Below are 24,994 nucleotides of genomic sequence, written 5' to 3' on the forward strand. Positions count from 1 at the left end.
TTTGTTGTTGTAACAGAATTAGTGCGCGCGTAGCTCAGCTGGATAGAGTACTTGGCTACGAACCAGGCGGTCGGAGGTTCGAATCCTCCCGCGCGCACCATCATTTAAAAGCAATAGACCTCAATGTCTGTTGTTGTAACAGAATTAGTGCGCGCGTAGCTCAGCTGGATAGAGTACTTGGCTACGAACCAGGCGGTCGGAGGTTCGAATCCTCCCGCGCGCACCATCATTTAAAAGCTCAGCTTAGGCTGGGCTTTTTTTATGCCTCCATTTTGATCGTTTTATTACCTTTTCTTTTAAAAAAATACCCTTCTGAGTGACTGGCTGGCTTATGGCTAAAATCCATTTTTCATCGCCATCGTTATTGCACTATGAAATAAAAGACTAAATAACAACCGATTAATCGACTTGGTATTATCAACGTTAAATAGTTTGTATGATTGAAACGTAATAGATTAAGTGATGGTGGAATGTGTATTGTTAATTAATGAGATAACAACTTAATGACAGAATTAATGAACGGTGATCTTGGATTATGGGTACTGTTTGCGACGGGGTTTTTAAGTGCGACGTTACTACCTGGCGGCTCTGAGGCTAATCTTATTGCGGCGTTAAAGGTAGGAGATAATCCTGTTTGGCAAATTGTGGCCGTGGTGACCATTGGTAATACCCTTGGTGGTTTAACTAATTATTGGTTAGGTTTATTACTGCCAGATAAGACAGCAGACAATAAACACAGCAATAATGCATTATTATGGTTAAAGAAATACGGTTATTGGAGCTTACTGTTAAGCTGGATGCCATTGATTGGTGATCCATTATGTTTAGCCGCCGGATGGTTGCGAATGCGTTTTTGGTGGTGTGCTGTCGCTATTTTTATTGGGAAAATGATCCGCTATGTTGCCTTGGCCGTGATTGTGCTAGGGTTATTTCCCGGATTATCTGTGTAAGGAAGATATTAACGTGCAAAAGTGGGTTTTAAGTGCAGCATTACTGTCATTAGCTGGCTGTAGTCAATGGAGCGAAGAGACTTCATTAAATAATAATTTACCGCAAGGCGTTAAATTTATTGAGCAAGTGAAGGTGGTATCAGGTAAAGCTGTCATTCCTTACAGTAAATATCAATTGGCAAATGGACTTATCGTTATTTTGTCGCCTGATGATTCAGATCCACTGGTGAATGTCGATGTTACTTATCATGTCGGCTCTGCACGTGAACAGCAAGGAAAGTCAGGTTTTGCCCATTTCTTTGAACATATGATGTTCCAAGGCTCAAAACATGTTGGCGATCAACAGCATTTTCGTTTAATAACTGAAGCCGGTGGTACCCTTAATGGTAGCACTAACCGTGATCGTACTAATTATTACGAAACGGTACCCGCCAATCAACTCCAAAAAATGCTGTGGTTAGAGTCTGATCGTATGGGCTTTTTATTAGATGCGGTGTCGCAGCGTAAATTTGAAATTCAACGCTCAACGGTTAAAAATGAGCGTGCTCAGAACTTTGAAAATCGTCCTTATGGGTTGATTTATGAGAAAATGGGCGAGGCACTATATCCACGTAGTCATCCATATTCATGGCAAACCATTGGTTATGTAGAAGATCTTGATCGGGTTGATGTTAATGATCTTAAAGCCTTTTTCTTGCGTTGGTATGGGCCTAATAATGCAACGCTCACCATTGGTGGTGATATTAATAAAGCCCAAACATTAGCATGGGTTAATCAATATTTTGGCTCGATTCCACGTGGTCCTGAAGTTGAAGATGCACCGAAAAAACCCGCAAAATTAGCGCATAATCGTTTTATTACCCTTGAAGATAATATTCAGCAGCCGATGCTAATGATGGGTTGGCCGACCGCCTATCTAGGGGCTAAAGATCAGTCGTCATTGGATATGCTTGGACAAATTATTGGTAGTGGTACTAATAGCTTACTGTATCAAAAATTAGTTAAGACTGGTTATGCTGTTGATGCCGGCGCTTTTCAAGATTGTGCTGAGCTAGCATGTACTATGTATGTTTATGCTATGGCTCCAAGTGGTAATCAGGGTAATTTAAAGCAACTGCGTACTAAGGTGATGGCTGTTGTTAATAGTATTGAAACTCAAGGTATTAACTCTCAACAACTGAATGAAATTAAAGGTTCCGTTGCTGCAAGTGCCATTTATGGTTTGCAAAGTGTGGCAGGAAAAGTATCACAATTAGCGGCTTATCAAACCTTTTTTGGTAACCCTAACTATTTACCGACAGAGCTCGCAAATGTTAATCGAGTCACGACTGATAGTGTGATGGCTGCTTACAATAAATACCTATACCAGCAGCCAAGCGTGAGTTTAAGCGTGGTACCTAAGGGGCAATTACAACTACAGGCTGCGCAGCCTAACTTTACGCCTGCTCCTCGCCATTTATCTCAACACCATAAGATTAAAGAACAAGATCTGGCTTATCGAACGGTAACAGATAACTTTGATCGTAGTGTGATGCCACAAGCATCGACCCCAGTTAAGGCAGTGATGCCAAGTTTATATGAATTTAAATTAGCCAATGGCATTAATGTTATTGGGACAGAATATAAAGAAACCCCAACTATTACTTTACAGTTAGAGGTGCCAGCAGGACGCCGAGTTGAGCCTGAAGGTAAAGCGGGATTAGCACAATTGACCGCCGCGATGATGAATGAAGGCACCGAGAAGTTAACTGCGGAAGCGATGGCATCACAACTGGATACCTTAGGCAGTAGTATTACTGTTAATGCTGGACTTTATGGCTCTACAATTTCATTAACTACGCTGACGAAGAATCTACCTCAAACACTGGCTTTGTTTGAACAACGACTATTGATGCCTAATTTTACAGCGTCTGATTTTAAACGCTTAAAGAAACAGATGCTTGAAAGCATTGTTTATGAACATCAAAGTGCTGACTGGTTAGCAAGCCAAGCTACGCGTGATGTGTTGTTTAAAGGCACGGTATTTAGCCGTTCGACAGAAGGGACTCAAGCATCGATTAATAATATTACATTACAAGATGTTAAGGACTTCTATCAGCGTTATTACACTCCTAATGGTGCTGATGTTGTTGTTGTTGGTGATATTAGCTCAACAACGTTAAATACCGATTTAGCACCTTTAGCTGCATGGAAAGGACAACCTAAACCTGTATTCTCGACGCCAATATTGCCTCAGCTATCACAACAAGCTGTATGGTTAGTGAATAAACCCCATGCGCCACAAACGGTGATTCGATTTGTGCGTCAAGGCTTAGCTTATGATGCTACGGGTGAGTTATTTAAGACCCAGTTGGCTAATTTCAATTTAGCGGGTAATTTTAATAGCCGTTTAAATATGAACTTGCGTGAAGATAAAGGCTATACCTATGGTGCTGGCGGGTATTTAACCGGTGGACGTGAAATTGGTATGGCAAGTTTTTATGCGCAAGTACGTGCGAATGCAACCTTGCCCGCGATCAAAGAGTTTATGGCGGAATTAAAACGCATGAGCATGACGGGTTTAACGGATAAAGAAGTGAAATTTATGCGGTTAGCTGTTGGTCAACAAGATGCATTAAGCTATGAAACGCCAGCTAAAAAAGCGGCGTTATTAGGTACCATACTTAATTATGATCTACCCAAAGATTTTGTGGCTCAACGAAACCAGATTGTGGCGACAATTACGAAATCTGAAATGGATAAATTAGCGAAAAAGTGGTTTAACCCTAAAGATTATCAAATAGTTATTGTTGGGGATGCAAAAGCATTATTACCACAATTAAAGACCTTAGATTTACCTATTCATCAATTAGCACTTAATCAGTAATATAGACTCACAGTATCAGTCTTTATTAAGTTAAAGACTGTTACTGTGTAGTGCATATGTTTCACAATGATTAATACTATAAAGCATGGTAATCCTGTTAAATAATGATTACCCTGTTTTCTTCAATTAGATAACAACGAGAATAGCCTTCATGACTTTTTCCGAAAGGTTGCAACAGGTTGCCAAAAATCCTGAAGCATTAACACAGTTAGGGCGTGGTCTTGAGCGTGAGTCTTTGCGTATCACAGAAGATCTACAAGTCTCTTCATTGCCACATCCTACAGCTTTAGGTTCGGCATTAACGAATAAGTGGATCACCACTGATTTTGCTGAATCCTTATTAGAATTCATTACGCCAGTTTCTCGTGATGTTGACGATCTACTTGCACAATTAGACGATATTCATAAGTTTTCATTAAGCCATATGGCTGGCGAGCGCTTATGGCCGATGTCTATGCCATGTTTTGTTGGTGACCAGGATGAGATTGAATTAGCACAGTACGGCAGTTCAAATACTGGTCAAATGAAAACGCTTTACCGTGAAGGTTTAAAACGCCGTTACGGTAGTGTGATGCAAATTATCTCTGGGGTGCATTTTAATTTTTCTTTCCCTGATACTTTTTGGGATAGTCTATTTGGCGATCAAACAGAGCAGCAACGCCAAGACTCAGTTTCTGATGCGTACTTTGGTTTGATTCGTAACTACTATCGTTTTGGATGGTTAATCCCGTATTTATTTGGTTCATCACCTGCGCTATGTGGTTCATTTATTCAAAATGAAGCATTAAAAGCATCATTTGAAAAAGTAGGTAAAGGTACTTACTTTTTAGAGAATGCAACTGCATTACGGTTAAGTGATTTAGGCTATACCAACCACGCCCAAAGCTCGTTGAAAATTGGATTCAATAGTATTGACCAATATTTAACCGGACTTAACAGTGCTATTCACACCCCATCGGAAGAATTTTCTGAGTTAGGAGTGATGGTTGATGGTAAACGTCAGCAACTCAACAGTAATGTATTACAAATAGAAAATGAGTTGTATGCCCCTATTCGTCCTAAGCGTGTAGCTAAAAGTGGTGAAAAACCATCAGAAGCATTAAAGCGTGCCGGTGTAGAGTATATTGAAGTGCGTTCACTTGATGTGAACCCATTTAGCCCAATTGGTATTGATGAAGATCAGGTGCGTTTTCTTGATTTATTTTTAATCTGGGCAACACTAACACCCTCGCCTGATATGACTGATTGTGAATTAGCATGTTGGCGTGAGAATTGGAATAAAGTGGTTGTTGATGGCCGTAATCCAGAATTATTACTTAAAATTGGTTGTCATGGTGAAGAGCTATTGCTTAAAGCATGGGGACGTCGTGTTTTTGCTGAATTAGAGCAAGTTGCGATTACACTCGATGGTTTATACGGTAACGATAAATACCAGCAAACTCACCAACGCTTATTAACTTGGATCGAAGATCCACAGTTAACGTTTTCAGCTAAGCTACTTGATCAGATCAAAACTTATCAAGGTATTGGTCCTCTTGGTGATTATTATGCAACGGCGCATGCGAAGCAATTAGCACAACAAGCATTCCGTTTTTATGATCAAGCGACGTTTGAGCAAGAGGTGGCGGCATCGGTGATTAAACAACATCAGATTGAACAAAGTGACACACTTTCATTTGATGAGTTCTTAGCCGATTATTTTGCGGATGTTGATGTAGAAATACCGATGTTAACCAAATAAGACATCATATTAAGCTGACATTCTCTAAGTGTCAGCTTTTTTTTGATCAAAATTCGTGATTAATAATATAAGGTAAAAAATGCGCTTACGTGTACGATTATTATTACTGACAGTGGTGGCTTTGATTGTGAGTGGTTGTGCGACACCACCGCCAAGTAACCAATCAAATTTATGCAGCATCTTTCGTCAATACCCTGATTGGTATGAAGATGCTGTCGATATGCAGCAAAAATGGGGCACGCCGATTAATGTTGCGATGGCAATCATGAAGCAAGAAAGTAGTTACCGTCATGATGCATTACCGCCTAAAGACTATGTGCTTGGATTTATTCCATGGGGACGAGTGAGTAGTGCGTATGGGTATGCGCAAGCGCAAGATCCTGCATGGGCTGATTTCCAAAAATATACCGGTCATGGTGGTTCTCGCAGTAGTTTTGATGATGCATTACAATTTATTGGCTGGTATACCTATGAAACACAACGTCAATTAGGTATTTCTAAATGGGATGCGTATGGACAATATTTAGCTTATCACGATGGCCGTGGTGGTTATAAACGCGGTACTTATCGAAGTAAACCGTGGTTAATGAAAGTCGCTCGTAAGGTTGAACAGCAATCAAAAAACTACGGCTGGCAACTAAAACAATGCCGCAAAGAGCTCGATAACAATAAAAGTTGGTGGTAGGTTAATTGGAATATGCACTGCAGTAATTAGGTGCTAGGATTTATTTTTAAGACAAGGAGAAGTAAGCAATGCCGTTACTTGATAGCTTTACTGTCGATCACACTAAAATGCATGCGCCAGCAGTTCGGATCGCCAAGACCATGCAAACCCCTAAAGGCGATACGATTACCGTGTTTGATTTGCGTTTTTGTCGTCCTAATGCCGATATTCTCAGTGAGCGTGGTATTCACACGTTAGAGCATTTGTATGCAGGCTTTATGCGTCAACACCTAAATTCAGCCACCGTGGAAATTATTGATATTTCACCGATGGGATGTCGTACCGGTTTTTACATGAGCTTGATTGGCACACCAACCGAACAAACTGTTGCTCAAGCTTGGTTGGCGGCAATGAACGATGTGCTAGCCGTCGCGACTCAAGAGCAGATACCTGAGCTCAATGAATACCAATGCGGTACTTATAGTATGCATTCGTTAACAGAAGCAAAAGCGATTGCAACTGCGATTATCAATGCGGGTATTGAGGTCAATAAAAATGATGCTCTTGCTTTACCTGAAGCAATGTTGCAGCAGTTACACGTAAAATAATCACAAATATTGAATACTAAAAAAAGCCGCATTGTGTATAAAATCATAATGCGGCTTTCTTCTTTAAGTACTATTTCTTTGATTATTAATTAAAACTAGTGCGATCAGTGGTTGTTAAGCTTTTGTTCTGTTTTAGATTGCTTCTCTGGATTATTGTTTGTCGGCAATACTTTAACTAATTTAATCATATTACCAGCAACCTCAATGATTTCCATTTTATGACCGTTAATATCAACTTTGATCTTTTCATCTGGAATATATTCTAAATGTTCAAGAATAAAGCCATTTAATGTACGAGGCCCATCTGTTGGTAATTGCCAGTTTAAGCTCTTATTAAGGTCGCGAATATTGGCACTGCCTTCAATTAATAAGCTACCATCTTTTTGTAAGGTAATCTCTTCGGCCAGCGTAGGTGCAATTGAGGTGGTAAACTCGCCGACGATCTCTTCTAGAATATCTTCAACAGTGATTAAACCTTGAATATCACCGTATTCATCAACAATTAAACCGATACGCTCTTTATTGCGTTGAAACTTTAATAGCTGAATATTGAGCGGTGTACCTTCTGGAATGAAATACACTTCATCAGCGGCACGCAGTAGGTTTTCTTTGCTGAAATCATTCTTATCCATCATTAAGCGGTAGGCTTCACGGACACGTAACATACCAACCACCTCATCAATACTGTCGCGATATAAGACAATACGGCCATGTGCCGAATGGCTTAACTGGCGCACAATGGATTTCCAATCATCATTGACATTGATCGCCGCGATTTCATTGCGGGGAATCATTAACTCTTCTACGGTGACATTTTCTAAATCAAGAATAGAAATCAACATATCTTGGTGACGACGAGGGATCAGTGAACCCGCTTCATTAACAATAGTACGCAGCTCTTCAGAGTTAATATTTGATGCGGTATCGTTATCTTTTTTGACACCTAGAATAAACAAGAAGCCATTCGTAATGCCATTAACAAACCATACTAATGGGTAGAGTAATTTCATTAATATGTTAAGTAAGATGCTGCTAGTATAAGAGACTTTTTCTGGATACAGTGCTGCTACTGTTTTTGGTGTTACTTCAGCAAAAACAAGGATCACAATAGTCAATACTGCCGTTGCAATAGCGACGCCAGCATCACCGTAAAGGCGCATGCCAATAATGGTCGCAATGGCTGATGCAATAATATTAACCAGGTTATTACCGATCAGAATTAAGCCTAATAAACGGTCGGTACGTGAAAGGAGTTTCTCTACTCGCTGAGCCCCTTTATGTCCTTGACTGGCAAGGTGGCGTAACTTATAACGGTTGAGGGTCATCATTCCCGTTTCAGAACTTGAAAAGTAAGCTGAAATGATGATCATAAGAGCAAGTAAAGCAAATAATAAGCCTGTGGAAATTTGGTCCAAAAGGGGCAGTCCTTAACAGATTAAGCAAATATTGTTAGTCATTGAATAACTGAACAATATATAGATAAAGCAGCAGCTATTATAAAAATAAGTGTAGCAATAATTTAGGTGTCTGTAGCGTAACTAGCTACCAATGATAATTTCTTTGACAAAACGGCTTCCGAAATAGGCTAATGTCAGTAAAAAAGCACCGGCGAGGCTAAACCAAACGACTTTACGCCCGCGCCAGCCTTGGCGGTAATGTCCCCATAACAGTATGCTGTAAATTATCCAAGCCAGTAAAGATAGAATGGCTTTATGGGTTTTACCTTGGGCAATAATGTCGCCAATAAAGAAGTAGCCGCTGATCAGTGTGACGGTTAATAAACTATAACCGACGATAATGATCTTGAAAAGTTGGCGCTCTACCATCATTAATGGTGGAATGTTAGGATTAATCTGTAAGCTTTTTTTATGCTTTAATTTATGATCAAGCCAAGCCAGTTGTAACGCATATAAAGTTGCGATCATTAGCGTTGAATATGAGAACAATGCGATAGAAATATGCACTAAAGCTTGCGGTTGGGCTTCTAAATGGGTAATAAAGGCACCAGGTAACATAGTGGCGGCAAACAAGTTAATCGCAGCAAAGCTGTATACAACAGGTAATAGGAACCAAATCCGCATTTTTAACATTGCAAGCGTGGTTAAACTGGCAACAATAACGCTAATCAGTGATGCAACGTTAAGGATACTGAGGTTTTGACCCGTTGTGGCAAAAATAAGATCTTTAAGTAATAGCAAATGTAAGGCAATAGCAATAATGGCGGTAATAAAAACCGGTTGAGTTTTAATACCATTATTGTTAGCAAGTCCTGGGACAACAAGCAGCAGTGCAATGATATAAAAGCATACTGCAGGGATGGCAATTAGCATGTCCATAGTCAACCAGAGAGCTCCTTAGTAACGAATAGCTATTTTTAATATTTAGAGGCAGCAATTATACCCTGCTCAAACCTTCGTCGCCAATGTAATCCCAAAAAGAGCTGTGGGTTTACATGAAAGACCGAGCTTTTTTGCGGTATACTTGCAGTAATTTTGATAATTTTGCAATTTTGATTGAGTTGCGTAACGAGCGAGTAGCACCACATGTTCGAAAATTTAACCGAGCGTTTATCGCGAACGCTTAAAAATGTCAGCGGCCGTGGTCGTCTTACGGATGACAATATAAAGGATACCTTGCGTGAAGTGCGGATGGCATTACTCGAAGCCGACGTTGCGCTACCTGTTGTTCGCGAATTCGTTAAGCGTGTAAAAGAGCGTGCAGTAGGTACTGAAGTATCAAAAAGCCTCACGCCTGGCCAAGAATTCATTAAGATTGTTCAATCTGAACTAGAATCTGTAATGGGCGAAGGCAATGAAGCACTTGATTTAAGCTGCCAACCGCCTGCTGTTATCTTAATGGCTGGTTTACAAGGTGCGGGTAAAACCACCAGTGTAGGTAAATTAGGTAAGCTTTTAAAAGAGCGTGACAAAAAGAAAGTTTTGGTTGTTTCTGCCGATGTTTACCGCCCAGCGGCAATCAAACAGCTTGAAACATTGGCAACCGATGTTGGTGTGGATTTCTTCCCATCAAGCGTTGAGCAAAAACCATTAACGATTGTAAAAGCAGCGCTAGAACACGGAAAAACCAAGTTCTATGATGTGGTGATTGTCGATACCGCAGGCCGTTTGCACGTTGATGAAGAAATGATGGGTGAGATCAAAGACATCCATCAAGCGCTAAATCCAGTTGAAACCCTGTTCGTGGTTGATGCCATGACGGGTCAAGATGCGGCCAATACAGCGAAAGCATTTAATGATGCATTGCCACTAACTGGTGTTATTTTAACCAAGGTTGATGGTGATGCACGTGGTGGTGCGGCATTATCTGTACGTCATATTACAGGTAAACCAATTAAGTTTTTAGGTGTCGGTGAAAAAACAGATGCTTTAGAACCGTTCCATCCTGACCGTGTTGCTTCCCGTATTTTAGGTATGGGTGACGTTTTATCGTTGATCGAAGATCTAGAACGTAACGTTGATAAAAAAGAAGCAGAAAAATTAGCTAAGAAATTTAAAGATAAAAAAGGGTTTGATCTTGAAGATTTCCGTAGCCAGCTTCAGCAAATGAAAAACATGGGCGGCATGATGGGCATGCTCGACAAACTTCCTGGTATGTCGCAATTACCCGGTGATATGAAAGATAAAGTTGACGATAAAATCTTCATGCAAATGGAAGCTATCATCAATTCAATGACGAAAGGCGAACGTGCTCGACCTGAGTTAATTAAAGGCTCACGTAAGAAGCGTATTGCTGCTGGTTCTGGTACTCAAGTACAAGATGTGAACCGTTTATTGAAGCAATTTACCCAGATGCAAAAGATGATGAAAAAGATGCAAAAGGGTGGAATGAAGAATATGATGCGTCAAATGAAAGGCATGATGCCTGGTGGCGGTATGTTCCCAGGCCGTTAATAGTCTGATTTTTAATGGTTTTAAAGCTTTTATTCTACTTAAACGGTGAAAAAGTAACTAAAGCAGTTGCATTCGTCGCCCCAAAGGGTAAAATTCCGAGGCTTTATTTTGGCACGGACCTCGTTATTATAGCGGGGTCATTTAATTTACAGTAATGCAAAGAGGACGATATGGTAACCATTCGTTTGGCACGTCACGGCGCTAAGAAGCGTCCATTCTATCAAATCGTTGTTGCTGACGCACGTGCTCCACGTGACGGCGCAAACATCGAGCAAATCGGTTTCTTCAACCCACTAGCTAAGGGTCAAGAAGAGCGTTTACGTTTAGATCTAGATCGCGTAAACCACTGGTTAGGTCAAGGCGCATCTGCGACTGATCGTGTAGCTAAACTAATCAAAGATGCAGCTAAAGCTGTAGCTTAATTAGTACTTAGGTACAAGAGAAAAACGATGAGTATTAAAAACCAAGACCACATTATTGTCGGTAAACTGGGTGCCACCTACGGTATCAAGGGTTGGCTCAAAGTTTTTTCCTACACCGAACAATCTGAAAGTATTTTTTCCTACACCCCTTGGATGATTAAAATCAAAGGCGAGTGGACGGAAATCCATGTTGAATCATGGAAACGCCACGGTCAAGGTCTTGTTGCTAAACTAGAAGGCATGGATATCCGCGAGGATGCACAAGTTTTCACTAATGTTGAAGTAGCAGTTTTGGCTGATCAACTACCCGCATTGTCAGATGAAGAATTCTACTGGCGTGAGTTGTTTGGTATGTCAGTTGTCACTACTGAAGGTTACGACCTAGGTAAAGTCACTGATATCCTGGAAACAGGTTCAAACGATGTGTTAGTTGTTAAGGCAAATCTTAAGGATGCTTTCGGACAGAAGGAACGTTTAATCCCGTTCCTCGATGAGCAGGTCATCAAGTTGATTGATCGCACTGCTCAGCGGATCGAAGTTGACTGGGATCCTGAGTTTTAACCTCCGGTAATTAAGCGAGTGAGCATATGTGGGTTGGAGTAATCAGTCTTTTTCCTGAAATGTTCTCTACCATTACCAATTATGGGGTAACAGGCCAGGCGGTAAAAAAAGGCCTTTTGAGTGTTGATACGTGGAATCCTCGTGATTTTACGCACGACAAACATCGTACGGTGGATGATCGACCGTATGGTGGTGGACCAGGTATGTTAATGATGGTACAGCCTTTGCGCGATGCCATTCACACTGCCAAAAAGTCTGCAAAAGGTCAGGCTAAAGTAATCTACCTTTCCCCTCAAGGCCGTAAGCTGGATCAAGCTGGTGTTGAGGAGTTAGCGCAGACAGAGAATTTAATTCTTATCTGTGGTCGCTATGAAGGGGTTGATGAGCGCATTATCCAGCAAGAGGTAGACGAAGAATGGTCTATCGGTGATTTTGTGTTAACGGGTGGCGAATTACCTGCCATGACGTTGATTGATGCAGTGGTTCGGTTTGTTCCGGGTGTACTGGGTGATTTTGCGTCAGCAGAAGAAGATTCTTTTGCAAATGGTTGGTTAGATTGTCCTCATTATACAAGACCTGAATTGTTGGACGGGCATGAAGTACCTGCGGTATTAATGTCTGGCAATCATAAAGAAATTAGTCGCTGGCGATTAAAGCAATCGTTAGGCCGTACATGGCTGAGAAGACCAGAGCTCCTGGAAAACCTAGCTCTGACTGACGATCAGGAATTCTTGCTCGCGGAATTTATCCGCGAATATAAAGCAAGCATTTAATTAATTTAGTATCAGTTTATTCTAGGGTATATACCAAATGAGTAACATCATTAAAGCTCTTGAGCAAGAGCAACTAAAAACAGACCTACCGACTTTCGCACCAGGTGACACTGTTGTTGTACAAGTTAAGGTAAAAGAAGGTGACCGTGAGCGTCTACAGGCTTTTGAAGGCGTTGTAATCGCAATCCGTAACCGTGGTCTACATTCAGCATTTACTGTTCGTAAAATGTCGAACGGTGAAGGCGTTGAGCGTGCGTTCCAAACTCACTCTCCAGTAGTTGACAGCATTACTGTTAAACGTCGTGGTGCAGTACGTCGTGCCAAGTTGTACTACCTACGTGAGCGTTCTGGTAAATCAGCACGTATCCGCGAGAAGCTTACTAAGAAATAATAAGCGTCTGACGTTTATCGAAAAGCCCACCTATATGGTGGGCTTTTTTTTACTTTAAATTTGAGTAAAGAAAAACCAGCGCTAAGCACTGGTTTATTTGTATTGCTATCTGTTAGTTACCAGAGGTTAGCTTTTTGACGATAAAGGAGACGTTGTTGGCTGCTCTTCATCACAATCAATCACGCCTTTACCTTGTGATTTTTTAATAATCATCAATGTAATACCGATTGTCGCTATCATGGCGATAATGGTAGATACCACCATTGGCAAGCCAAAGCCCAGTTGATCGTTATTGAGAATAAAACAGATACATACCGTGGTCATGAACATTGCAGGAATGGTTGCTACCCAATGTAATTTATCAAGTCGTAATAGATAAGCCGATGCTGTCCATAACATCATTACAGCTGTGGTTTGGTTTGCAAAGCCAAAGTAACGCCAAATAATCGCAAAATCGACTTGGGTTAAAATGGCGCCTAATACAAACAGTGGCATGGCCATTAATAAACGATTACGTAATGGCTTTTGATCCATATTGAAATATTCAGCCAAAATTAAACGGCTAGAACGGAATGCAGTATCACCCGAAGTGATCGGCAAAATTACCACTCCAAGAAAGGCAATGATGCCACCAAAAACGCCTAACAAGCCAAACGATGAGCTATAAACTACATTACCGGGACCACCGTTAGCGACGGCGTCAGAGAGTGCTTCAATTGAACCAAAGAATGATAGCGCTAGTGCACACCAAATTAGCGCAATAATACCTTCCCCAATCATGGCACCATAAAAAATAAATCGACCATTTTGTTCGTTTTCAATGCAGCGTGCCATTAGTGGAGATTGAGTGGCATGGAAGCCTGAAATAGCACCACATGCAATGGTAATAAACAGTGCTGGCCATAATGGTAAGTCATTAGGGTTCATGTTAGTGAACATGTGATTGATTTCAAAGCCACCTAATAATTGATGTTCATCTGAAATGCCGATTGCAGTAATTAATCCAACAGACATGAAAATGAGTAACGCACCAAAGAAGGGATAAAAACGACCAATGATTTTATCTACCGGTACAATTGTAGCCAAAATATAGTAACCAAAAATAATCACGACCATGGTGGTCATCGAGACATTTAAGTTAGTTTGATCGTTAATTAAATTAGTGATCATTCCTGCTGGCGCTGAAACAAATACAACCCCCACAAGCAGTAACAGTACGATAGCAAAGATATTCATAAAATGTTTTGCACCGTTACCCAAGTAGCGTCCTGTTAATGTGGGGACTGATGCGCCACCGTTACGAACTGAAAGCATGCCTGAGAAATAATCGTGGACGGCGCCCGCAAAAATACAGCCTAGAACAATCCATAACATTGCCGCCGGGCCGTAAAGTGCGCCCATAATCGGACCAAATATAGGACCGACCCCCGCAATGTTTAATAGCTGCACCAAGTAGACTTTATTATTAGACATCGGGACATAATCGACTCCATCTTGCTTGGTATAAGCGGGAGTTTGGCGGTTAACATTTACACCAAAGACTTTTTCAATAAAGCTACCATAAATAAAATAGCCGCCAATTAGGGCAGCAACACAGAGTAAAAACCACGCCATATATATCCTCGTTATCTAATGTGTGACTCAACTAAAAGGGATTGCATTATTTCTGCTGCCAACCAGTGTAATGGTTTCAATTTTTAGCTTCTTAAGATAATGTTATGAATGTGATATGCATTAGTGTTCAATAATAACTTCTCTCGATATTTGCTAATATAAGCACGTTTTTAATGTGGTATAGCTGTTGATGTGTTTTTAATTCAATAGCGTTTGAGATAGCTGTCATAATAAAAAGTTGTGAAACCAATTAGAATGCCATTTGTAAATAAAAGTTTACAAATGGCATTTTATGTTTACAAGTTGTTGCAAAGGTGATGATGCAGTTGTTATGTTGGTGATAGAATATTTATAACTGGCAGAGATCACTGATGGAAAAAGATGGCTTAAACAACATTCATATTGCAGAAGAATCCGTATTAATTACGCCTGCACAATTGAAACGTAAGATGGCAGTATCTAGTACGGCGTTGGCATTTATTGAGCAGTCACGTCAAACGATTGCCGATATTATTCATCATCGCGATCATCGCTTATTGGTGGTATGTGGGCCGTGCTCGATTCATGATATTGAACAAGCGAAAGCATATGCTCAAAAGTTAAAACGCTTGGCGGCTGAATTAGATGACCAGCTTTATATTGTGATGCGGGTGTACTTTGAAAAACCGCGTACAACAGTGGGTTGGAAAGGATTAATTAACGATCCTTATCTTGACGGTTCGTTTGAAATTGAAGAAGGGCTACATATTGGGCGTCAATTACTGATTGATTTAGTTGAAGAGGGAATACCTGTTGCGACTGAAGCTCTTGATCCGATCAGCCCCCAATATTTAGGTGACTTGTTTAGCTGGTCTGCTATTGGTGCTCGCACTACTGAGTCACAAACACACCGTGAGATGGCGAGCGGATTATCGATGCCAGTCGGATTCAAAAATGGCACTGATGGCAGCTTAGCGACGGCTATTAATGCAATGCAAGCGGCAGCATCTGGACATAAGTTCATGGGGATTAATCCTAATGGACAAGTTGCTCTACTTGCAACGCAAGGTAATCCTGATGGTCATGTTATTTTACGTGGTGGTAAACAAACCAATTATGATTCTGTATCAGTGGCTGAGTGCGAAACAGAAATGACAGCCTCAGGTCTGACGCCATCGCTGATGATAGACTGTAGCCACGCAAACTCTCTTAAAGATTATCAGCGTCAGCCTTTAGTCGCGACAGATGTGATTCATCAAATTCGAGAAGGCAATCGTTCAATTATTGGTTTAATGATTGAAAGTCACCTTAATGAAGGGAGTCAAAGCGCAGATTTACCATTACAAGATATGGCTTACGGGGTCTCAATTACCGATGCGTGTATTAGTTGGGAAACAACAGAACAAGTATTACGAAAAGCCCATCAAGAGTTAGTGCCGTTTCTACAAAATAGAATTAAATAACCCTTTGCATTATAGTTGCAGTTGGATAAATACGGATGTCAAAAGTCATGGTTGCTGAGTTAAGCATATTAAGAGATCAAATAGACGATGTTGATCGTCAAATGGTGGAGCTATTAGCGCGCCGTTTAGCGTTAGTCGAACAAGTTGGTGTTGTTAAGAGCCAACATGGATTGCCTATTTATGCCCCTGATCGTGAAGCGGCAATGTTGGCATCTCGCCGTCAAGAAGCAGAGTCAAAAGGTGTACCTGCTGATCTGATTGAAGATGTGTTACGGCGCACGATGCGGGAATCATATTCCAGTGAAAATGACTCTGGGTTTAAATGTTTAAATCCGCAATTACGTCCAATTGTGATTATTGGTGGTTATGGTCAACTTGGGCAATTGTTCCAACGTCTATTTACCTTGTCTGGTTACCAAGTACGTTTACTCGGTAGCCAAGACTGGGATCGAGCAGATGAGATATTGCATGATGCGGGAATGGTGGTTGTTTCTGTCCCAATTCATATGACAGAAGCAATCATTACCAAATTAGGTAATTTGCCTGATGATTGTATTCTCACTGATCTTACGTCGGTTAAAAGTGGCCCACTGCAAGCGATGTTAGAGGTGCACTCAGGGCCTGTGGTTGGTTTACATCCAATGTTTGGCCCTGATATTCCAAGTTTAGCCAAGCAAGTGGTTGTTTACTGTGATGGCCGTAACCCTGAAAGTTACCAATGGTTGTTGGAGCAGATTCAGATTTGGGGAGCATCATTAAACCGTATTAGTGCGATTGAACATGATCAGGGGATGACGTTGATTCAAGCTTTACGTCACTTTACCTCGTTCGTTTATGGGGTTCATTTAGCCGAAGAAGACCCAAAAATAGAACAATTGATGTCACTAAGCTCGCCGATTTACCGCTTAGAACTTGCTATGGTTGGACGGTTATTTGCTCAAGATGCGCAGTTATATGCTGATATTATTATGTCAGCACCTCAGAACTTAGCGATGATCAAACGTTTCCATCAGCGTTTTGGTGAAGCAATTGATATGTTAGAACGCCAAGATAAAGTGGCCTTTAAACAAGCTTTTGGACAGGTTGAGCATTGGTTTGGTGACTATGCACAGCATTTTTTAGTCGAGAGCCAAGGACTACTTAGACAGGCGAATGATTCAACTCGACATAAATAAATAGCGTTCAATTTCAGAACTTACTAAAAAGCCCACGTTTAATCATGAAGGTGGGCTTTTTTAATGACGCTAATATGCACTTTCCTCAGTATTATTATTCGCTGAATTCAACTTCAGTCGGGGTCACATTTTCACTCGGATAACAGCCTAAGACTTTAATAAAGCGGGTTAAGCGGGTGAGGTCTTCTAAGACTTGTTGCATTAGTGGATCTTTTAAATTGATCTCGACATCAACATAGAACATTTCTTCCCATGGATTACCAATGACTGGGCGAGATTCCAGTTTAGTCATATTTATTTTGGCATTACGAAGCACCACTAAACATTCAACTAATGAGCCCGCAGCTTGTGCGGTTGACATAATCAATGTTGTTTTAGCTGGAATTAATGAATTGACGCCAACGGGCTTACGGGCAACAACAATAAAACGGGTAAAATTTTCTTGTTGGTTAGCAATGTTGGTTTTAATTGGGGTTAAACCGTAAATTTCACCACTAGACGCATTACCAATAGCCGCAATATTAGGTTGTTTTAGCTCAGCAACCGTCAACATAGCATCGGCAGTACTTGGGCAATATTGTTGATTAATTTTTCCCATTCCATGAAGGAATTCGCTGCATTGCTGATGGGGTTGAGGATGAGAATATAGGGTGTCTATTTGTTCTATTTGTGTATTAACAGCAGTCAATAAGCAATGTTCTATTGGCTGGGTTATTTCCCCGACGATTGATAAACTGGTGTGTTGTAATAAGTCATACACTTCATTGATTGAGCCCGAGCTGGTGTTTTCTATTGGTAGTACACCATAATCGGCATGACCTGTTTCTACTTCATTGACGATATCTCGAAAACATGAACAGCTAATTTCCACTAATTGGGTTTGTTTGCGGCTAAAATAATTGCGGCTTGCAAGGTGTGAATATGATCCCTTGGCACCTAAAAAAGAGACTCGTGCTGTTGGGGAAGCATTTTCTGGATTAAGTAAGCGCTGTAAGTAAGCTTGTTGATAGAGAACCGAGTCTTCAATGATGGTGTGAAAAATTTGAGTAACGTATAGCGGATCAAGTTGATGTTCTTTTCCCGTGTCGATTAAGCGTAATAGCAATGCTTGCTCACGTGCTTGATCACGAACGGGTTTAGCGGTATCAATTTTACTTTTAGCGACTTCAAGACTTAGTGTGCGTCGTTCAGCCAAAAGTGCTAATAATGCATTATCGATGCGAGTGACATTATTGCGAATCTCATCCAATGAAGAGCGTGTGTTATCGGTCATAGCGATCCCTATTATGATCGGCTTTCTTAAACCTGAAAGCGGCATATTATCGTTTTATCATTGCAATCCACATTAGGCAGGGTGGCTTTTTTTGTCAAGCCCAAAGCAAACAGCCCTGCATTGGCAGGGCTGTTTTAAATCCTCTTAATCATTAACGATTATGCTTCATCAAATTCTACTTCGTCATCATATTCAGTTGTATCTTCAGCTTCTGCTGGTTTTTCGCTATGACTTGCACGACGTGCATTTGGTTTGTGAGCTTGTTTCTTCAATTGGCGATCAAGTTTTTGGTAAAGATCTGTAATCGCACCAAACAAGTCTTCATGCTCTGCAGAAGCGACTAATTGTCCTCCAGCAATGCTAACAGAGGCCTCAATTTTAAATAGCTTGCTTGGCTCTTTGCTAATCATGATATGTTTTTTAATTAGCGGTACTTGAAGTTTTTCTAACTTATCGAATTTAAATTCAAAACGCTCACGGATAGCCGGGGTGATATCGATGTTTTTGCCAGTGATTTCTAATGTCATATTTATCTTCCTCGTTTGCTACCCTTCGTTGGGTTAACTTCAGATTACTAAAATTACCAACTAATAATGTGACCTGTATCACACTGTTGTCGTTAGTGATTTTTTAGCGAAAAAAATGTGACTAAAGTAGGTTTGTTGCAAAAAAGTATCTAAAAAACACTTGAGCTTTATTGATAAACTAAGGCAGTATGGAGAAAGATTTATTGCTGGTGGCTAGTGCTAACTAGGGAGTAAATACGTTTTATTTCAATCTATTGAGTGTTTTTTGTGCGCTAGTTGTACGGTTGGAGTTTTAACGTTATTGAATGAAGTAAATATTTATTATTAACATATTCATAAAAATGGCAGCTCATTGAGCTGCCATTTTTTATTGCTGCATTGTGATGGTCTTTATTTTACTGGGTTAAGTTTGATCATCGCTTCTGTGCGAGAGACTTCTTTATCCAGTTTTAATTTCTCATACGCTGTTTTTTCAAGTAATAGTGACTTACGTGCAGCACTTGTGTCTGGGTATAAGCGTTGTACTTGTTGGCAACGGTTGATCGCTGCAATCCATGCTTCACGGCGCACATAAAAATCAGCAACAGCTAGATCATATTCAGCAAGTTGGTTTTTTAAAAAAACCATGCGAGCTTTCGCATCTGCGTCATACTGACTATCAGGGAAGCGTTCTAAGAGGTATTTAAAATCGCGAAATGCTTGGCGTGAAGGGGTTGGATCACGATCAAAACGATCAATATTGAACATGTCATGCATAAAGCTACGATCTTGCGCCATGTGCGTTAGACCACGCATATAATAAACCCAATCCGCTTGTGGATGGGTTGGATTTAAGCGTAAAAAACGCGCAATTGTGGCTTGAGATAATGGCAAATCATCATTTTTGTAGTAGGCATAGATTAAATCTAATTGTACTTGATCTGAGTAAGCACCAAATGGATAACGAGAGTCCATTGCCTCTAGGCGCTCGATAGCATTATTCCAATTACCGCTCTGCAAAGCTTGCTGGGCAGTAGAATATAAGTCTGATGGTGGAACATCAGGAATGACTTTCTCAGTACTGGAACAGCCTGAAAGCAAGGCTACAGCAAGAAAAGTTGATATTGTCAGGCGTTTCATTACGGCGTCAGTTTCCTTGATAAAAATTTTATTTTGCTCGATCCATTACGGACTGAGCCGTTAACAGATACAATGACATTATATTAGTTTACATCAAGCATCGTTTTATTAAGCTTGGTACATTTTACGCAGCGTATGGCAATTAGTCTCACGCTTTTTAAAAAAGTTCGTTATGGCACAGCAAATAGAATTAACAAATACAGTTAGCGAAAGCCAACTAGGCAAGCGCCTTGATCAGGTTATTGCTGAATTATATCCCGATTATTCCCGCTCTCGTATCAAAGAGTGGATTCTAAAGGACATGGTTTCAGTAAACGGTAAAATTGACAACAAACCACGTTCAAAAATGATGGGTGGTGAAGAATTATTTATTCAAGCCGAAATCGAAGATGAAATGCGCTGGATTGCGCAAGACCTTCCACTTGATGTTGTTTATGAAGATGACGACATTTTAGTGATCAATAAGCCACGTGATTTTGTGGTTCACCCAGGTGCGGGTACACCCGATGGCACAGTGCTAAATGCGCTGTTATATCATTACCCAGCATTGGCTGAAGTACCACGTGTGGGTATTGTGCACCGTTTGGATAAAGACACGACTGGCTTAATGGTCGTAGCTAAAACTATTCAGGCACAAACACGTTTAGTGCGCGCACTACAAAAACGTAAAATTACCCGTGAATATGAAGCAATTGCTATTGGTCAAATGACGGGCGGCGGTACGATTGAAAAACCAATTGGGCGTCATGCTACTAAACGTATTTGTATGGCAGTACATGAGCTAGGTAAAGATGCAATTACTCATTACCGTGTTGCTGAGCGTTTCCGTGAGCATACACGTATTGTGTTACGTCTAGAAACCGGTCGTACTCACCAAATTCGTGTGCATATGTCATACATGAGTCATCCGCTGATTGGTGATGTGATCTACGGTGGTCGTCCTCGTCCGCCACGTCATGCATCTGATGAATTTATTCATGCGTTACGTTCATTTGATCGTCAAGCATTGCACGCACGTATGTTGCGTCTATCACACCCAATGACGGGTGAGTTAATGGAATGGCATGCACCATTACCAAACGACATGGTTGCGATGATTGATATTTTACGTAAAGACAACGCTGAAAATAACGAAGATATTTATTAATGCAAACCATTATTCCTAACTGGCCAGCTCCAGAGAATGTGTTAACGGTAAGTACAACCCGTTTTGGCGGTGTCAGTTCTGCACCCTACAATGCACTCAATTTGGGATTGCATGTTGGGGATGATGTCAGTTCTGTACTAACAAATCGTCAATTACTGAAACAGCATTGTTGGTTAACGGCAGAGCCAGCATGGTTAAATCAAATTCACAGTCCGATTGTGATTGATATTACTACGCCGTTAACAGAAGTTATCGATGCCGATGGTAGTTTTACCCGTGTGCCTGGCTTAGCCTGTGCCATCATGACGGCTGACTGTTTGCCTGTTCTATTGTGTAATAAGCAAGGAACTGAAGTGGCAGCTGTTCATGCTGGGTGGCGGGGACTTGCTGCCGGAGTGATTGATAATGCCATTGCTAAATTTTCCTGTCCTAGTGCTGATATTATGGCTTGGATGGGACCGGCAATCGGCCCGACAGCGTTTGAAGTTGGCAGTGAAGTACGTGAGCAGTTTATTGATGTTGACGCTAATGCTGCTGATGCTTTTATTGCTCATGGTGATAAGTGGCTAGCTAATTTATATTTATTAGCACGACAGCGCTTACAACAGCACGGAATTAGCGCTATTTATGGCGGTGAATACTGTACGTTTAATAACGATGAGTTGTTTTATTCTTATCGTCGTCAAGCCGTCACTGGACGTCAAGCTTCATTGATTTGGCTGCGTTAATTTTTCAGTATTAATGACAAATAAGAAGCGGGTATATTGGCTAACAATATACCCGCTTTTTTTGCAGCATTATTTTGCGCTTTAAGAGCCTTGAAAAACCCCTACGAACTACCATATAACTAGTAACAGGTTATTAAATTTATTATTGGGGGACCTATGCGTCTTGACCGATTTACCAGTAAGTTCCAAGCCGCTATTTCTGATGCACAGTCATTAGCTTTAGGGCGTGATCATCAGTACATTGAACCTGCTCATCTTATGGTTGCATTATTAAACCAAGAAGGCAGTACAGTACGTCCCTTACTTACCCTTTTGAATGTAGATTCTACTCAGCTTCGTTCGCGTTTGGGTGAGATACTAGAGCGTATTCCAAAAGTGACAGGTATTGGTGGTGAAGTACAACTATCCAATAGCATGGGCACGTTATTAAACATGTGTGACAAGCTTGCACAAAAACGTAATGATAAATTTATTTCGTCAGAACTCTTTATTTTAGCTGCGGTTGATAATGATAAAGGCCCTGTAGGGGATTTATTACGTGAACTTGGTTTAAAAGCAGATCAGATAAGTAAAGCGATTGATCAAATTCGTGGTGGACAAAAAGTGGATGATCAAAACGCAGAAGAAAACCGTCAAGCATTAGCTAAATATACGATTGATTTAACAGAACGTGCAGAGCAAGGTCGATTAGATCCTGTGATTGGTCGTGATGATGAAATTCGTCGTACTATTCAAGTTCTGCAACGTCGTACTAAAAATAACCCCGTGATCATTGGTGAACCGGGTGTGGGTAAAACGGCGATTGTTGAAGGTTTAGCGCAACGGATTGTTAATGGTGAAGTGCCAGAAGGCTTACGTGACAAACGCGTATTATCATTAGATATGGGGTCTTTGATTGCAGGTGCTAAATTTCGTGGTGAATTTGAAGAACGTTTAAAAGCAGTATTAAACGAACTGTCTCAAGAAGACGGTCGCGTAATTTTGTTTATTGATGAAATCCATACTATGGTTGGCGCTGGTAAAGGCGAAGGCTCAATGGATGCCGGTAATATGCTAAAACCTGCGCTTGCTCGTGGTGAGCTTCACTGCGTTGGTGCGACAACCTTAAATGAATACCGCCAGTATTTAGAAAAAGATGCAGCGTTGGAACGTCGTTTCCAAAAAGTGCTGGTGGATGAGCCAAGTGTTGAAGATACCATTGCTATTTTACGTGGTCTAAAAGAACGTTATGAGCTTCACCACCATGTAGAAATCACTGATCCTGCGATTGTAGCGGCGGCGACATTATCTCACCGTTATATTTCAGATCGACAATTGCCCGATAAGGCGATTGATCTTATCGATGAAGCAGCGTCAAGTATTCGTATGCAAATCGACTCTAAACCTGAATCAATGGATCGTTTAGAGCGCCGTATTATTCAATTAAAGATTGAACAGCAAGCATTAGAAAAAGAAAGTGATGATGCTAGCCAAAAACGGTTAAGTGATTTGCTTGAAGAATTGGATATTAAAGAGCGTGAATATTCTGAACTTGAAGAAGTGTGGAATGCTGAAAAAGCCTCTTTATCTGGTACTCAACATATAAAAGCTGAGCTTGAACAAGCCCGTACTGATGTTGAAATTGCTCGCCGTGCGGGTGATTTGAATCGTATGTCAGAGTTACAGTACGGTCGTATTCCTGAACTTGAAAAGCAACTAGATTTAGCGGCGCAAGCAGAAATGCAAGATATGACGTTACTTAAAAATAAAGTAACCGATGTTGAAATTGCCGATGTACTTTCTAAAGCGACAGGTATTCCGGTTGCTAAGATGCTAGAAGGTGAGCGTGATAAGTTATTGCGCATGGAAGATGAGTTACATAATCGTGTTATTGGCCAAGAAGAAGCCGTTGAAGCTGTAGCTAACGCGATTCGTCGCAGTCGTGCAGGTTTGTCTGATCCTCAACGTCCAATCGGTTCATTCTTATTTTTAGGCCCAACGGGTGTAGGTAAAACTGAATTGTGTAAGTCACTAGCTAACTTTATGTTTGACAGTGAAGATGCGATGGTGCGTATAGACATGTCTGAGTTTATGGAAAAACACTCAGTGGCACGTTTAGTTGGTGCGCCTCCAGGTTATGTTGGTTATGAAGAAGGTGGTTATTTAACTGAAGCGGTTCGTCGTCGTCCATATTCCGTTATTTTGCTTGATGAAGTTGAAAAAGCCCATCCAGATGTATTTAATATTCTATTACAGGTATTAGATGATGGACGTTTAACTGATGGCCAAGGTCGTACGGTTGATTTCCGCAATACGGTGATCATTATGACGTCTAACTTGGGTTCTGATCGTATTCAAGAACATTTTGGTAGTTTGGACTACGAGGGTATCAAAGCATTAGTGATGGAAGTGGTGGGTCAACATTTCCGCCCTGAATTCATTAACCGAGTTGATGAAACAGTTGTGTTCCACCCATTGGGTAAAGAGAACATTAAGCATATTGCATCTATTCAAATTGCGCGCTTGGAAAAACGTTTAGCAGAGAAAGATTTCCAGTTAGAGGTTGAAGAGAGTGCGTTAGAGTTAATTTCTGATGCTGGTTTTGATCCTGTATTTGGCGCGCGTCCATTAAAACGTGCAATACAGCAATATATTGAAAATCCATTAGCACAAGATTTGTTATCAGGTAAATTTATGCCGGGTAAACCAATCGTACTGTCAGTAGCAGACGATAAGATTGTTGCTAAACAAGCGTAATTAAAAAATGATGGCTTAAAATAATCAATTATTGTTAATAAACGCCTTAGCATGCATGTGCTAAGGCGTTTTTTTAGTATTGGAATTTGTCAAAAATAAACACTATTTATAATGAAAGCTGTTTTATTTGTCGTAATTTATCGTTATGGGTTAATGATTGAGCGAACGAAAGAAAAAGATAAAAATAAGGTTGTCAGCAACAAGAATCTCCCTATAATACGACCTCACTGACACGGACAACGGCGCAAGCGGTTACCGAAAGTCAGTATGTTCTTTAACAATTTGACCATGCAATCTGTGTGGGCACTCGTTGAATAGTTAAGTCGAAAGATTTATCAATGAACTG

General features: G+C 40.7%; 21 protein-coding genes and 2 tRNA genes. 17 read left to right on the forward strand and 6 right to left on the reverse strand.

Going from position 1 to position 24,994, the window contains the following annotated elements:
- Positions 1-23 precede the first annotated feature (23 nt).
- From C9I86_RS18665 to luxS, 7 genes are all read left to right on the forward strand, one after another.
- Positions 24-100, forward strand: a tRNA-Arg gene (locus tag C9I86_RS18665).
- A 49-nt stretch (positions 101-149) separates the two neighbouring features.
- Positions 150-226 (forward strand) — tRNA-Arg (locus C9I86_RS18670).
- Between the two features lie 277 nt (positions 227-503).
- Positions 504-950, forward strand: a complete 447-nt coding sequence (locus C9I86_RS18675) for a YqaA family protein (RefSeq protein ID WP_080158196.1) — start codon at positions 504-506, stop codon at positions 948-950.
- A gap of 13 nt (positions 951-963) precedes the next feature.
- Entirely contained in the window at positions 964-3,816 is a 2,853-nt protein-coding gene (locus C9I86_RS18680) for a pitrilysin family protein (protein WP_107277162.1), read from the forward strand.
- A gap of 151 nt (positions 3,817-3,967) precedes the next feature.
- On the forward strand, positions 3,968-5,557 hold the full coding sequence (gshA, locus tag C9I86_RS18685; protein ID WP_080158194.1) for a glutamate--cysteine ligase: 1,590 nt from the start codon (positions 3,968-3,970) through the stop codon (positions 5,555-5,557).
- Positions 5,558-5,636: 79 nt separating this feature from the next.
- A complete protein-coding gene (locus C9I86_RS18690) occupies positions 5,637-6,242 on the forward strand; it encodes a hypothetical protein (RefSeq protein ID WP_107277163.1) in 606 nt (201 codons plus the stop codon).
- Positions 6,243-6,310: 68 nt separating this feature from the next.
- Positions 6,311-6,829: an S-ribosylhomocysteine lyase gene (gene luxS, locus C9I86_RS18695; RefSeq protein WP_080158192.1), complete on the forward strand. Its 519-nt coding sequence runs from the start codon at positions 6,311-6,313 to the stop codon at positions 6,827-6,829.
- 104 nt (positions 6,830-6,933) lie between these two features.
- Here the strand turns inward: luxS and C9I86_RS18700 are convergent, their stop codons facing one another.
- Entirely contained in the window at positions 6,934-8,244 is a 1,311-nt protein-coding gene (locus C9I86_RS18700; protein WP_080158191.1) for an HlyC/CorC family transporter, read from the reverse strand.
- Between the two features lie 123 nt (positions 8,245-8,367).
- Positions 8,368-9,165, reverse strand: a complete 798-nt coding sequence (locus tag C9I86_RS18705; RefSeq protein WP_107277164.1) for an inner membrane protein YpjD — start codon at positions 9,163-9,165, stop codon at positions 8,368-8,370.
- Between the two features lie 207 nt (positions 9,166-9,372).
- Between C9I86_RS18705 and ffh the strand changes: the two genes are divergently transcribed.
- The 5 genes from ffh to rplS all read left to right on the forward strand — a co-directional run bounded on the left by ffh (position 9,373) and on the right by rplS (position 12,887).
- Positions 9,373-10,740: a signal recognition particle protein gene (ffh, locus tag C9I86_RS18710; RefSeq protein WP_080158189.1), complete on the forward strand. Its 1,368-nt coding sequence runs from the start codon at positions 9,373-9,375 to the stop codon at positions 10,738-10,740.
- Positions 10,741-10,910: 170 nt separating this feature from the next.
- Positions 10,911-11,162 carry a 30S ribosomal protein S16 gene (rpsP, locus tag C9I86_RS18715; protein WP_080158188.1) on the forward strand — a complete coding sequence of 84 codons (252 nt, stop codon included), beginning with the start codon at positions 10,911-10,913 and terminating at the stop codon, positions 11,160-11,162.
- A gap of 27 nt (positions 11,163-11,189) precedes the next feature.
- The gene (rimM, locus tag C9I86_RS18720; protein ID WP_080158187.1) at positions 11,190-11,723 is read left to right on the forward strand and encodes a ribosome maturation factor RimM; all 534 of its coding nucleotides are present in this window, start codon (positions 11,190-11,192) and stop codon (positions 11,721-11,723) included.
- A 26-nt stretch (positions 11,724-11,749) separates the two neighbouring features.
- Positions 11,750-12,496: a tRNA (guanosine(37)-N1)-methyltransferase TrmD gene (trmD, locus tag C9I86_RS18725; protein ID WP_080158186.1), complete on the forward strand. Its 747-nt coding sequence runs from the start codon at positions 11,750-11,752 to the stop codon at positions 12,494-12,496.
- Positions 12,497-12,533: 37 nt separating this feature from the next.
- Entirely contained in the window at positions 12,534-12,887 is a 354-nt protein-coding gene (rplS, locus tag C9I86_RS18730; RefSeq protein WP_080158185.1) for a 50S ribosomal protein L19, read from the forward strand.
- A 126-nt stretch (positions 12,888-13,013) separates the two neighbouring features.
- On the opposite strand, the gene C9I86_RS18735 is transcribed toward rplS, so the two are convergent.
- A complete protein-coding gene (locus C9I86_RS18735; RefSeq protein ID WP_107277165.1) occupies positions 13,014-14,501 on the reverse strand; it encodes a carbon starvation protein A in 1,488 nt (495 codons plus the stop codon).
- 371 nt (positions 14,502-14,872) lie between these two features.
- Between C9I86_RS18735 and C9I86_RS18740 the strand changes: the two genes are divergently transcribed.
- Positions 14,873-15,943 carry a 3-deoxy-7-phosphoheptulonate synthase gene (locus C9I86_RS18740; protein ID WP_107277166.1) on the forward strand — a complete coding sequence of 357 codons (1,071 nt, stop codon included), beginning with the start codon at positions 14,873-14,875 and terminating at the stop codon, positions 15,941-15,943.
- 47 nt (positions 15,944-15,990) lie between these two features.
- Positions 15,991-17,118, forward strand: a complete 1,128-nt coding sequence (gene tyrA, locus C9I86_RS18745) for a bifunctional chorismate mutase/prephenate dehydrogenase (protein WP_080158386.1) — start codon at positions 15,991-15,993, stop codon at positions 17,116-17,118.
- A 94-nt stretch (positions 17,119-17,212) separates the two neighbouring features.
- Here the strand turns inward: tyrA and pheA are convergent, their stop codons facing one another.
- The 3 genes from pheA to bamD form a co-directional block, all read right to left on the reverse strand.
- Entirely contained in the window at positions 17,213-18,391 is a 1,179-nt protein-coding gene (gene pheA / locus C9I86_RS18750; RefSeq protein ID WP_107277167.1) for a prephenate dehydratase, read from the reverse strand.
- Positions 18,392-18,549: 158 nt separating this feature from the next.
- Positions 18,550-18,918 (reverse strand): ribosome hibernation-promoting factor, HPF/YfiA family, encoded by a 369-nt coding sequence (gene hpf / locus C9I86_RS18755; protein ID WP_080158181.1) that lies wholly within the window; start codon positions 18,916-18,918, stop codon positions 18,550-18,552.
- Between the two features lie 390 nt (positions 18,919-19,308).
- Positions 19,309-20,037, reverse strand: coding sequence for an outer membrane protein assembly factor BamD (gene bamD, locus C9I86_RS18760; protein WP_080158180.1), 729 nt, complete (start codon positions 20,035-20,037; stop codon positions 19,309-19,311).
- Positions 20,038-20,209: 172 nt separating this feature from the next.
- On the opposite strand from bamD, the gene rluD reads away from it, so the two are divergent.
- The 3 genes from rluD to clpB all read left to right on the forward strand — a co-directional run bounded on the left by rluD (position 20,210) and on the right by clpB (position 24,648).
- Positions 20,210-21,184 (forward strand): 23S rRNA pseudouridine(1911/1915/1917) synthase RluD, encoded by a 975-nt coding sequence (gene rluD / locus C9I86_RS18765; RefSeq protein ID WP_080158179.1) that lies wholly within the window; start codon positions 20,210-20,212, stop codon positions 21,182-21,184.
- Positions 21,184-21,912, forward strand: a complete 729-nt coding sequence (gene pgeF / locus C9I86_RS18770) for a peptidoglycan editing factor PgeF (RefSeq protein WP_080158178.1) — start codon at positions 21,184-21,186, stop codon at positions 21,910-21,912. The genes rluD and pgeF overlap by 1 nt, the downstream gene beginning before the upstream one ends.
- A 156-nt stretch (positions 21,913-22,068) precedes the next feature.
- Complete coding sequence (gene clpB / locus C9I86_RS18775; protein ID WP_080158177.1) at positions 22,069-24,648, forward strand: ATP-dependent chaperone ClpB; 2,580 nt, start codon at positions 22,069-22,071, stop codon at positions 24,646-24,648.
- The last annotated feature ends 346 nt before the right edge of the window (positions 24,649-24,994 follow it).

Source organism: Photobacterium sp. NCIMB 13483 (genome assembly GCF_003025475.1).
Classification (GTDB): domain Bacteria; phylum Pseudomonadota; class Gammaproteobacteria; order Enterobacterales; family Vibrionaceae; genus Photobacterium; species Photobacterium piscicola.

What these genes read in the sequence shown, in the direction of transcription:
- C9I86_RS18675 (WP_080158196.1), top strand. Translation starts at nt 504, where the DNA reads ATGACAGAATTAATGAACGGTGATCTTGGATTATGGGTACTGTTTGCG.
- gshA (WP_080158194.1), top strand. Translation starts at nt 3,968, where the DNA reads ATGACTTTTTCCGAAAGGTTGCAACAGGTTGCCAAAAATCCTGAAGCA.
- C9I86_RS18690 (WP_107277163.1), top strand. Translation starts at nt 5,637, where the DNA reads ATGCGCTTACGTGTACGATTATTATTACTGACAGTGGTGGCTTTGATT.
- luxS (WP_080158192.1), top strand. Translation starts at nt 6,311, where the DNA reads ATGCCGTTACTTGATAGCTTTACTGTCGATCACACTAAAATGCATGCG.
- C9I86_RS18705 (WP_107277164.1), bottom strand. Translation starts at nt 9,165, where the DNA reads ATGGACATGCTAATTGCCATCCCTGCAGTATGCTTTTATATCATTGCA.
- ffh (WP_080158189.1), top strand. Translation starts at nt 9,373, where the DNA reads ATGTTCGAAAATTTAACCGAGCGTTTATCGCGAACGCTTAAAAATGTC.
- rpsP (WP_080158188.1), top strand. Translation starts at nt 10,911, where the DNA reads ATGGTAACCATTCGTTTGGCACGTCACGGCGCTAAGAAGCGTCCATTC.
- rimM (WP_080158187.1), top strand. Translation starts at nt 11,190, where the DNA reads ATGAGTATTAAAAACCAAGACCACATTATTGTCGGTAAACTGGGTGCC.
- trmD (WP_080158186.1), top strand. Translation starts at nt 11,750, where the DNA reads ATGTGGGTTGGAGTAATCAGTCTTTTTCCTGAAATGTTCTCTACCATT.
- rplS (WP_080158185.1), top strand. Translation starts at nt 12,534, where the DNA reads ATGAGTAACATCATTAAAGCTCTTGAGCAAGAGCAACTAAAAACAGAC.
- C9I86_RS18735 (WP_107277165.1), bottom strand. Translation starts at nt 14,501, where the DNA reads ATGGCGTGGTTTTTACTCTGTGTTGCTGCCCTAATTGGCGGCTATTTT.
- C9I86_RS18740 (WP_107277166.1), top strand. Translation starts at nt 14,873, where the DNA reads ATGGAAAAAGATGGCTTAAACAACATTCATATTGCAGAAGAATCCGTA.
- tyrA (WP_080158386.1), top strand. Translation starts at nt 15,991, where the DNA reads ATGGTTGCTGAGTTAAGCATATTAAGAGATCAAATAGACGATGTTGAT.
- pheA (WP_107277167.1), bottom strand. Translation starts at nt 18,391, where the DNA reads ATGACCGATAACACACGCTCTTCATTGGATGAGATTCGCAATAATGTC.
- hpf (WP_080158181.1), bottom strand. Translation starts at nt 18,918, where the DNA reads ATGACATTAGAAATCACTGGCAAAAACATCGATATCACCCCGGCTATC.
- bamD (WP_080158180.1), bottom strand. Translation starts at nt 20,037, where the DNA reads ATGAAACGCCTGACAATATCAACTTTTCTTGCTGTAGCCTTGCTTTCA.
- rluD (WP_080158179.1), top strand. Translation starts at nt 20,210, where the DNA reads ATGGCACAGCAAATAGAATTAACAAATACAGTTAGCGAAAGCCAACTA.
- pgeF (WP_080158178.1), top strand. Translation starts at nt 21,184, where the DNA reads ATGCAAACCATTATTCCTAACTGGCCAGCTCCAGAGAATGTGTTAACG.
- clpB (WP_080158177.1), top strand. Translation starts at nt 22,069, where the DNA reads ATGCGTCTTGACCGATTTACCAGTAAGTTCCAAGCCGCTATTTCTGAT.